The organism is Clostridium frigoris (assembly GCF_018861865.1).
GTDB lineage: Bacteria > Bacillota > Clostridia > Clostridiales > Clostridiaceae > Clostridium_AD > Clostridium_AD frigoris.
In genome coordinates this window covers 1-8,902 of record NZ_JAHLDV010000085.1, presented here as the reverse complement: position 1 = coordinate 8,902, position 8,902 = coordinate 1, and the positions used below count along the sequence as shown (strand labels likewise).

The 8,902-nt window shown below is 30.8% G+C and carries 11 protein-coding genes and 1 pseudogene; all 12 read right to left on the bottom strand.

The genetic code is table 11. The annotated features are described in order from the left end of the window. Positions 1-152: 152 nt before the first annotated feature. Complete coding sequence (locus tag KPL37_RS18470) at positions 153-881, bottom strand: MurR/RpiR family transcriptional regulator (RefSeq protein ID WP_216151546.1); 729 nt, start codon at positions 879-881, stop codon at positions 153-155. An 84-nt stretch (positions 882-965) separates the two neighbouring features. Next, positions 966-1,529, bottom strand: a complete 564-nt coding sequence (locus KPL37_RS18465) for a molybdenum cofactor guanylyltransferase (protein WP_216151545.1) — start codon at positions 1,527-1,529, stop codon at positions 966-968. Positions 1,530-1,578: 49 nt separating this feature from the next. After that, positions 1,579-1,701, bottom strand: a complete 123-nt coding sequence (locus KPL37_RS18460) for a molybdopterin-guanine dinucleotide biosynthesis protein B (RefSeq protein ID WP_216151544.1) — start codon at positions 1,699-1,701, stop codon at positions 1,579-1,581. After that, entirely contained in the window at positions 1,679-1,939 is a 261-nt protein-coding gene (locus tag KPL37_RS19980; protein ID WP_246578372.1) for a molybdopterin-binding domain-containing protein, read from the bottom strand. The genes KPL37_RS18460 and KPL37_RS19980 overlap by 23 nt, the downstream gene beginning before the upstream one ends. Positions 1,940-2,002: 63 nt before the next feature. Next, a pseudogene (locus KPL37_RS20455) lies at positions 2,003-2,062 on the bottom strand (hypothetical protein); the annotation flags it as partial. 29 nt (positions 2,063-2,091) lie between these two features. Continuing rightward, on the bottom strand, positions 2,092-2,580 hold the full coding sequence (locus KPL37_RS19975; protein ID WP_425514052.1) for a molybdopterin-binding protein: 489 nt from the start codon (positions 2,578-2,580) through the stop codon (positions 2,092-2,094). 20 nt (positions 2,581-2,600) lie between these two features. Beyond that, positions 2,601-2,813, bottom strand: a complete 213-nt coding sequence (locus tag KPL37_RS20185; protein ID WP_281418726.1) for a hypothetical protein — start codon at positions 2,811-2,813, stop codon at positions 2,601-2,603. Further along, positions 2,813-4,129 (bottom strand): MFS transporter, encoded by a 1,317-nt coding sequence (locus tag KPL37_RS18450; protein ID WP_216151543.1) that lies wholly within the window; start codon positions 4,127-4,129, stop codon positions 2,813-2,815. Before KPL37_RS18450 ends, KPL37_RS20185 begins: the two co-directional genes overlap by 1 nt. Positions 4,130-4,262: 133 nt before the next feature. Next, positions 4,263-5,489, bottom strand: a complete 1,227-nt coding sequence (locus KPL37_RS18445; RefSeq protein WP_216151542.1) for an NAD(P)/FAD-dependent oxidoreductase — start codon at positions 5,487-5,489, stop codon at positions 4,263-4,265. Next, positions 5,489-5,899, bottom strand: coding sequence for a 4Fe-4S dicluster domain-containing protein (locus KPL37_RS18440; RefSeq protein ID WP_216151541.1), 411 nt, complete (start codon positions 5,897-5,899; stop codon positions 5,489-5,491). The genes KPL37_RS18445 and KPL37_RS18440 overlap by 1 nt, the downstream gene beginning before the upstream one ends. Next, positions 5,877-7,991 (bottom strand): molybdopterin oxidoreductase family protein, encoded by a 2,115-nt coding sequence (locus tag KPL37_RS18435; RefSeq protein ID WP_216151540.1) that lies wholly within the window; start codon positions 7,989-7,991, stop codon positions 5,877-5,879. Before KPL37_RS18435 ends, KPL37_RS18440 begins: the two co-directional genes overlap by 23 nt. Positions 7,992-8,429: 438 nt before the next feature. After that, positions 8,430-8,771: a cupin domain-containing protein gene (locus KPL37_RS18430; RefSeq protein ID WP_216151539.1), complete on the bottom strand. Its 342-nt coding sequence runs from the start codon at positions 8,769-8,771 to the stop codon at positions 8,430-8,432. Positions 8,772-8,902 lie beyond the last annotated feature (131 nt).

Sequence of the window (8,902 nt, the reverse complement as noted above, 5' to 3'; positions counted from 1 at the left end):
CCCTACCGTTGCCAGTAAATCCCTTGCTCTCAGGTTGTCTTCCCGTTGGTTAGGCGACATAGGCTTCTTTCAGCCTATCGGCTCAGCTAACATGCTGGACGTACAAAAAAATAAGCAGATATTAATCTTCTTATTTTTCAACAATATATTTATTAGGACTGTAATAACCAAATTTTTTCAATTACCCTTCGTAATACTATCATCATGGGTATTCTATCTGTTATATCATAATTATTCAACTTTTGCTTTGGAGAAAAACAATATAAACTGATATCTGACAATTTAGCAATAGAATTATCACACAAATGAGTCAGGCTAATTATTGTGGCTCCTTTTTCTTTTATCATTTTAACTGCCTCAAGTACTTGCACTGTTTCTCCCGAAGCGCTAATAACAAAAACTAAATCCTTTGGTGTTGTATTTTCAATAGTAAAAAGCATATCATGATGATGAGTAAAAAACTCAGCTTTTCTACCAACACATCTCAAATACTTGGTCATCATTTCGCAAAATGGCAAGGAATCCCCAACTCCATAAAAGAATATATTTCTTGCCTCATTAATTCTTTTAGCAACTTTATTAATAGCTTTACTATCCATTATTTCATATGTTTTTGTAATATTTTCAGGTATAGTAGAAACAATATTTATAACTGTTTCCTCTTCTAGTTTAAGTGCAATTTTAAATTCTGAAAACCCATCATATCCAAGCTTTTTGCATAACCTTACTATAGTATTGGGAACAGTAAATACCATTTCAGATAATTTCTGTATAGATGTATCAATAACTAGTTTTTTATTTTCTTTTATAAACTCTATTATTTGATCCTCAGTGTCATTAAGTTTATGTTCAAATATTCTTACTCTATCCTCAAATTTCATAACAAGTAACCACTCTCTCTTTTAGCTTCTATTTATAGTTTACATCCTCTTATACTATTATTCAATAACTCTAATATATTATATCTAATATTTCGCCTCCAAATTCTTGTAATCTTCTAAGGTGTTAATATTTAAAAATTCTCTATATGATAAGCCTTCAACTACTTTACATTCTATACTTACGATGAATTCTCGGATCTTATTCTCATTTTCTTGAAGACTTTTTTCAATATTATTTACAATAGTTTTTTTATATACCGCACAAAGGGTTTGCAACCTATTGTTAACCTTAGGAATTAACCCTTCATAATCTTCCTCAATACAACCTAATATATCTAATATTTCTGGACTAATAAGAGGCATATCACAAGCTATACATAAACAATATTCTGTTAATGAATTTGTTAGTGCTGCATGAATACCACCAAGTGGTCCATGGCCTTTATAAATATCTCCTACAACTCTAAGATTAAATTCTTCATAGATGTCTTTGTTATTTGCAACTATTATTATTTCTTTATAACTACTACCTGCACGTATTATTTGTTCTATAAATGTTTTTTCTTTATATATAAGAAAGGCTTTGTTATTATAAAGCATTCTACTACTTTGCCCGCCAGCCAATATTGCTAATGTTTTATTTATCATTAATTCCCTTCTTTAAACTATACATTTTATTAATTTACTTTCTATAAACTCACAAATTGAATTTACGTCGTTTAAGTTTCTCTATTAAAGTTGTTTTTCCAGTGTTTGATTTTGTAGCTACTATAGAAAGGACTAAAGTTTCCTTACTTTTATCTGAAAATGAATTTACCATTTACTACTTCACCTACCTTTACACTTCCACTGTTTTTAGGAATAATTATAACTCCATTAGAATTACACATAGCACGCAAGTGATTGGAACATTGTGATCCTGAATTATATGCATAATAAGCTCCATCTTCTTTTTTAATCTTAACGAATATATATTTTTCTCTTCCCTCTTTAGCTTTAAAATCATCTTTTAAAACCACTTGGAATTCCTCAGGTTCATTTTCAGTAATACCCATCATAGCTTTTATAGCCGGTTTTACGAATTCTTCAAAAATGTTTATTAAAGATGAAGGATTGCCAGGAAGGGCGAATAATAATTTACTATTATATACTGCAAAAACTGTAGGTTTGCCTGGCTTAATGGCTACGCAAGTAAATTTAATATCTGCTCCTATTTCACGCAGAATATCTTTTCTTTTATAGCTATCCTATCATCCTTAACTATCCCCACTGAAAACACTTCTGCATTTGAATTTTTTATTAAAGCCTTTAGCGAATATTCATTACTATTTCTTATTTTTCCTTTTTTGATTTCAGATTTTATATCAATTAGTTCATCACCAGTTATTACTATACCAACCGTAGGGGCTTTATAAACATTAATAAAATCATACCCTAGAGAAGCTAATAATCCAATCTCAGGCGGTCTAATTAAAGTTCCCTTATTTAAAGGGACATCTCCTTTTAAAATTTCTTCTCCTAATTTTATAATATTATTACCTTTTTTAACCTCTTCATAAATGTACAAATTATCACTTTCAACTTTAACTCTTTCAATTTGTATTACTGCATCTGCACCACTTGGCAGCATTGCTCCCGTCATAATTTTATAGACATCATTCTCTTTTAATGTTTCTTCACAAAAATCTCCAGCTTTTATTAATGACTTAATTTCAAGTATTATATTTTTTTGTTTTGTGTATCCATGCTTCTTATAGCATAACCATCCATTGCTGATTTATCAAAAGGTGGCAAGTTATCTAGCGAGTAAATATCCTCAGATAAAACTCTATTAAGTGAATCTAAAATATATACTTTTTCGTATTTCATTTCACGATTTAATGATTTTGCTACCACATTAATTATTTTCTTTGCTTTCCCTACTTCAATCATTATAAACTAACCTTCTTCTTCATTTTTGAGTTCCTTGACTCCATTTTAAATGAACCTACAATTACAAGTGAAATTATAGTTAACACTATAAATACTATAAATCCATTTGAAAATCCACTCAAATTTTCACCTGTTTTATCTATAAAAGATGCCATCAAAGGTGGTATAACGAAGCCTCCAAAAGCTCCTAATCCTCCAACCCATCCTGCGGCTCCTCCAATTGCATGAGGAACCTCTTTTGGAAGTATTTTAAATACAGCAGCATTTGTTACACCCATTCCAGCAGCTAAAAGTAAAACTCCTACAACAGCTAAAGGGATTGAGCTAGTAATGCTCATACATACTGCTCCTGAAAGCATTATAATAAGTGCTATAATTGATGTAGTTTCTCCTCCAACCTTGTCTGCTATCTTTCCACCGTAAATTCTAGTAATAGATGCAGAAATTGAATACATAGCAGTCAACGCACCTGCCATTTTTAAACTTAATTTAAAGAAGCTCATCCAGTAAGTAGGCAACCAACTTGTTAGTGCTAAGAATCCTCCAAATGTAGTAAAATAAATCACAACAAGTGCCCAAGTTTTCCAGGTCTTTACAGAAATTAATAAGCTTTCACTTATTTTATTGTTAGGGAATAATTCCTGACCATACTGCGACGAAGCTATTTTTCTTGCTTCATCTTTTTCTACTCCTGCATCAATTAATTGAAAATACCATGCATTTTTTCCTATAATACAATAAACTAGAGTTCCTACTATTAAAAATATTAACCAAGCTAAATAAGAACCAGATAATCCTAACAATGGTATAGCAACATTAGGTAGTAGCAGTGTAAATATTCCTGGTGCTAAGTTTCCAACGCCTCCATAGATACCTAAAGCCATCCCCTGCTTACTTTGCGGGAACCAATAAGATGCTTGACCAACTCCGACAGAAAATGTAGCTATACCGCAACCTGATAATGCTCCCAAAATTAATAATAAATAATAATACTCACTTAAATTTTGTCTAAAAAAAGCCATAACTATATACAAGCCAGCCATACCGATTATTGAAAGAGAAAGCAAAGTAATAAATGGTTTTCTTCCTCCATTGATATCTACCCAAGCTGCAAATGGAATTCTAAGTAAAGAACCAGACAAACTTGGTATTGCAATAAGTAGTGCTAATAGAATAGGGTCGAGAGTTGAAAAGCTTTCTTTAAATACGGCGATTGTAGCTCCATAAAGAGCAACGGCTGCAAATCCTACAAAAAAACCAGTAGTTGCTCCTGTTAATCCTTGTTTTGAATTTCCTTTTACATTTACAATATCCATTATTTTTCCCCCATATTATTATTATTATTATTATTATGAATTCGAAAACTATTAGGCTTATATATATCAATCTCAGAAGGATAATTTTATTCTTCCCCAAAAAATTCGAACAAAATTTTAAATTTAAATAATATTACTCATAACTAAATTCGAAGTTTTTTTCTTCATTAAAAAAATCTGAATAGTCTATTTCAAATAGGGATTTTTTAACTTTAGATACATCTATATTTTCTCTAATGAGCTGTGTTAATATTCCTGAATAAGATAGATCACCTTGAATTATACTTCCGTATATTTTCCCATCTTTATGAATTATCTTTTTATAGTTTGTCCCATCTATTTTAACCTCTTCAATATAAGTCTCATCAATAGGTTCTATCATCCCAATGGACATCGTCGCTATTCCTTCGAAATTCATTGTATTTTTGCTTCCAAAAAAGTCTGTCATTATCATTTCATTTCCGACCATATTATTTGCTGCTATTATGCCTTCTTTAACAGCTGTTGGCCATATTGGATTTCTTCCACTTACATCTCCGCATCCATATATACTATCTATATTTGTCTCACCCTTCTCATTTATAATTAAACCAAATCTATCGGTATCTACCCCGCTATTTTCAAGAAAACCAACATTTGATCTAACTCCTGTTGCTACTATTACGAGTTCACATGGTACTTCTTCCCCAGTGTTTAATAATAATGATATAGGATTTTTATTTTCATCAATTATTAGTTTTTCAGCTTTAACATCTAACTTTAGATTTACACCATTTTCCTTAAATTTATCCTCATAAACTTTTGATGTATATTTATCTAATTGTAATGGAAGTATTTTCTTGCTCATCTCTATTAAAGAAACATTTACTCCACTATCTCTAAGACCACTTAATGCGTCTATCCCCACAAGACCGGCCCCTAATACAACTACATTTTTAACTTTACTTGCTTGCTTTTTTATAATTATTGCATCCTCAAGATTTCTAAGCCCTACTACATTACTAGCTCCTCTTAAATTTCCAATAGGAGGAATAAATGCCGAAGCTCCACTAGAAATTAAAAGCTTATCATATGTTAAGATATCACCATTTGAAAGTGAAAGGCATTTATCATCATTATTAAGGCCTATAACCATAACTCCATTAATCCACTTAATATTATTTTTTTCAAAAAAATCTTTTTCAGTGAAATCTAACTCTTTTACAGTTCTACGTCCTGAAATATAATGATGAAGTATGCATCTTGAATATACGTTTTTATCCTTTGATACCAATATTATTTCTGCTTTTTTATCTAACATTCTTAATGTTTTAGCTCCACTTATTCCTGCAGCGGATGCTCCTATTACTACATATCTCATTATAATACCTCCCTCAGCGTAAGTGCTCCCATAGGGCATTTAGCTATGCACTGAGGTTTTCCTTCACTAGTGCTAATACACATATCACATTTCATAATTTCCGTTTGCTTTTTAGCATCAGCTTTTAAAACCCCATAAGGACATGCCATTATGCACATATAGCAACTAGCGCATCTATTTTTGTCATAACTAACAATACCAGTTTCATAATCTTTGCTCATAGCACCTGTCATACAAGTAAATACACATTCTGGTTGATCACAGTGTCTACAAAATATTGGAGCATACGAGCCATTACTATCAACTGTTATTCTACTCCTTGCTTCTCTTGAATCATGTGCTATTATACATGCAGTAGTGCAAGTTAAACATCCAACGCACTTTGTTCTATCTATTTTTATCCTTTTCATAATTAATTGCTCCTTTACTCAATAATTTTTCTATATTTACTGATACTGTTTTATATGAGGGTTCCTTTGAATATTGATCGAATACTGATGGTGTTAATGAATTTGTCTCTATATAATGTAATGGCGCATATAAATGTTCCTTCTTCACATTATTAGTTATCTTAGCTATAAATTCACTATTAACACCGTTACACGATGATACTCTAATTTTTTCGTTTTGCTCTATATTTAACTCCTTGGCTAACTCAGAATTTATATAAACATAAGCCTCTTTTGATGTTATTGAATTAACTGCATCTATTTCTCTTGTTCTTGTTTGAGTATGCCATTGACCTACAGTTCCTCTACCGGAGTTAAGTGTATAAGGAAACTTTTTTGAAATTTCAATTGGATTTTTAATTGGATCTTCAAACATAAACTTAGCCCTTTTAGATGTCGTATAATACTTGTTATCTTCAAATAATCTTCTTTCATCTTTTTCTAAAAATTGATTTTTTTTAAATGGCCATTGTATTCCTTTTGATCCATTTAAAAGTTCATAAGTAATTCCTGTTATATCACATGGCATTCCCTTTGAACATTTTTTCATTAACTCAAAAGCATCTTTAGGGGTTTTCCATTTATCAAGTAAAATACCCATTCCTAATTGCTTACCAATTGAAAAAAATATTTCATAATCTGTTAATTCACCATTTTCTTTTTCAAGTACAGGTAAAATTGCTGAGAGGCGACGTTCAGTATTTATCATTACCCCTATTTTTTTTATTGCAGGAACCGATGGTAAAAACAAATCACAAAGTTTTGCACTGTCAGTATCCTCATATATATCTTGTACCACGAAGAAATCTAATTTATCTACTGCTTTTTGAAACTCTTGATTATTTACAAAAGAATGTCTTGGGTTTGTACCAATTACCCATAACCCTTTAATTTCACCTTTGTTTATTTTGTCTATAATTACGTTATATGGTAATGTTGGTTTTGATGGTAATAAGTTTTCTTTAATTTCTAAAGCTTCGGCTACGATTTTTCTGCGCTGCATATTATCGTAATCTCCACCTCCATAAAGTCCAGTAGTATTACTAAATACTCTTGAACCCATCGCATTACATTGTCCTGTTAATGAATTTGCACCCGTTCCTTCTCGACCCATATTTCCTGTAATTAATGCAAGATTGATTATTGCTTGTGCTGTTCTAACAGCTTGATATCCTTGATTAATACCGATTGTCCACCAAAATGAAACTCTCTTTCCCTTATGTATTATTTTCGCAAGTTCAAATACTCTTTCCTTTGATATTCCAGTAATTTTTTCCACACTATTTAATGTGAATTTACTAACATGTGCCTTGAAATCTTCAAATCCTTCCGTATAATTTTCTATATAACTATTATCTATCCATCCATTTTCAATTAATACATTAGCTAAAGTATAGAGAAGTACTAAATCTGCTTTTGGTTTTATATCTATCCAAATATCTGTATTCAATACTGTTTCTGATTTTCTTGGATCGATTGTTATTATCTTTGCTTCCTTATTACTTTTTATACGTCCCCAGAAAACTGGGTGTGCAACAACAGGGTTTGCTCCAATAAGTATTATGGTATCTGAAAGCTCAGCATCATTTAATGTATATGGAGGCGCATCAAAACCAAAACTTTGTTTATGAGCAACAACCGAAGTTGCCATACATAATCTTGTGTTACCATCACCATTTATACCCATATAGTTTCTACCTACATGACCTAAAAGTGCCATTTCTTCTGTAGTAATTTGTCCTGTACTTATAAATGCTACACTTTCAATACCATACCCCTTTTGAATACTAGTCATCTTACTCGCAAAAGTATCAAAACCTTCTTTCCAAGAAACCTCTACCATCTCGTTTTTTTCGTTTCTTAAAAGGGGCGATTTTCTACCCTTAATTTTTGTACATTGTTTATCTAAATTTAATCCCTTTATACAACAAAACCCTTTATTTACAGGATAATTATCTGTTGGCGATAACTTTATAATCTTACTATTCTCTACATAAAAATCTATATTGCATCCAAGTCCACAATAATTACAGGTCGATTGTATTTTTTTCATATTATAACAGCTCCCATTTTAAAAATTTTGTAAGAAACCACCAGTTTACTGAACTAATAAAACCAATAAATCTTTGTTATTTTTTTCACTATATAATCATATTTTATCACTACAACAGAAAAAAATATGTGACGAATATCACATTTCCTAAATTTTAGTAATCGATTTCTTTACTAACTAATAACCGAGTTTTTGATTATATTTAGACAAATCATTATATTCATACACTAATTGGTAAAATTTAATAATTACTTTTTAGTGGTTTATTAATCTTTTACACCTTTTAAAAAACTGTTTATGATTTTAGCAACAAAAATAATAAAGCTTAAAACTGTTCTCACAATTCTAAGCTTTATTATGTCTAATTTAATATATTGTTTTTACAACTTAAAAATTCATAGCTTTCACTATCAGATTCTCCTTGTAAAATTAGTATGTCTACACTTCTTTTGAATACATTGGGGATGGATTTGGAGCAAGTATAACATAACACGACATCTCTTTATCACTAGTCTTGGTTAAGCTAAAAACTTCAGTACCCTTGCAGTGTATGATGTCACCTTGAGTAATCTTATGATTTATTCCATCTACGCCCATATCTCCTTGACCTACAATCACATGAATAATAAGGTCACTTTGTTCGTGATTATGAGCCGGAACCCCTTGTCCTGGTTTAAAATTCAAAACGAAGTTTAGCACTCTATCTTCTTTAAATATAATCCTTTTAGTGAATTTCTCTTCGTTATATACTATTTTATCCGATATTTTCTCTATTTTCATAATATTGCCTCCCTCTTTTGTTAGATAGTGTTAACACTATCTTTGTTTTATTTATTTAAAACCCTGCTATTGCAAGGATTGTAGCTGTTTTTAGCACAAAAAACAATGACCCCCTCTATTTGGTATAATTG

What these genes read in the sequence shown, in the direction of transcription:
- KPL37_RS18430 (WP_216151539.1), bottom strand. Translation starts at nt 8,771, where the DNA reads ATGAAAATAGAGAAAATATCGGATAAAATAGTATATAACGAAGAGAAA.
- KPL37_RS18465 (WP_216151545.1), bottom strand. Translation starts at nt 1,529, where the DNA reads ATGATAAATAAAACATTAGCAATATTGGCTGGCGGGCAAAGTAGTAGA.
- KPL37_RS19980 (WP_246578372.1), bottom strand. Translation starts at nt 1,939, where the DNA reads ATGATGGGTATTACTGAAAATGAACCTGAGGAATTCCAAGTGGTTTTA.
- KPL37_RS18450 (WP_216151543.1), bottom strand. Translation starts at nt 4,129, where the DNA reads ATGGATATTGTAAATGTAAAAGGAAATTCAAAACAAGGATTAACAGGA.
- KPL37_RS18440 (WP_216151541.1), bottom strand. Translation starts at nt 5,899, where the DNA reads ATGAAAAGGATAAAAATAGATAGAACAAAGTGCGTTGGATGTTTAACT.
- KPL37_RS18470 (WP_216151546.1), bottom strand. Translation starts at nt 881, where the DNA reads ATGAAATTTGAGGATAGAGTAAGAATATTTGAACATAAACTTAATGAC.
- KPL37_RS20185 (WP_281418726.1), bottom strand. Translation starts at nt 2,813, where the DNA reads ATGATTGAAGTAGGGAAAGCAAAGAAAATAATTAATGTGGTAGCAAAA.
- KPL37_RS18445 (WP_216151542.1), bottom strand. Translation starts at nt 5,489, where the DNA reads ATGAGATATGTAGTAATAGGAGCATCCGCTGCAGGAATAAGTGGAGCT.
- KPL37_RS18435 (WP_216151540.1), bottom strand. Translation starts at nt 7,991, where the DNA reads ATGAAAAAAATACAATCGACCTGTAATTATTGTGGACTTGGATGCAAT.
- KPL37_RS18460 (WP_216151544.1), bottom strand. Translation starts at nt 1,701, where the DNA reads ATGGTAAATTCATTTTCAGATAAAAGTAAGGAAACTTTAGTCCTTTCT.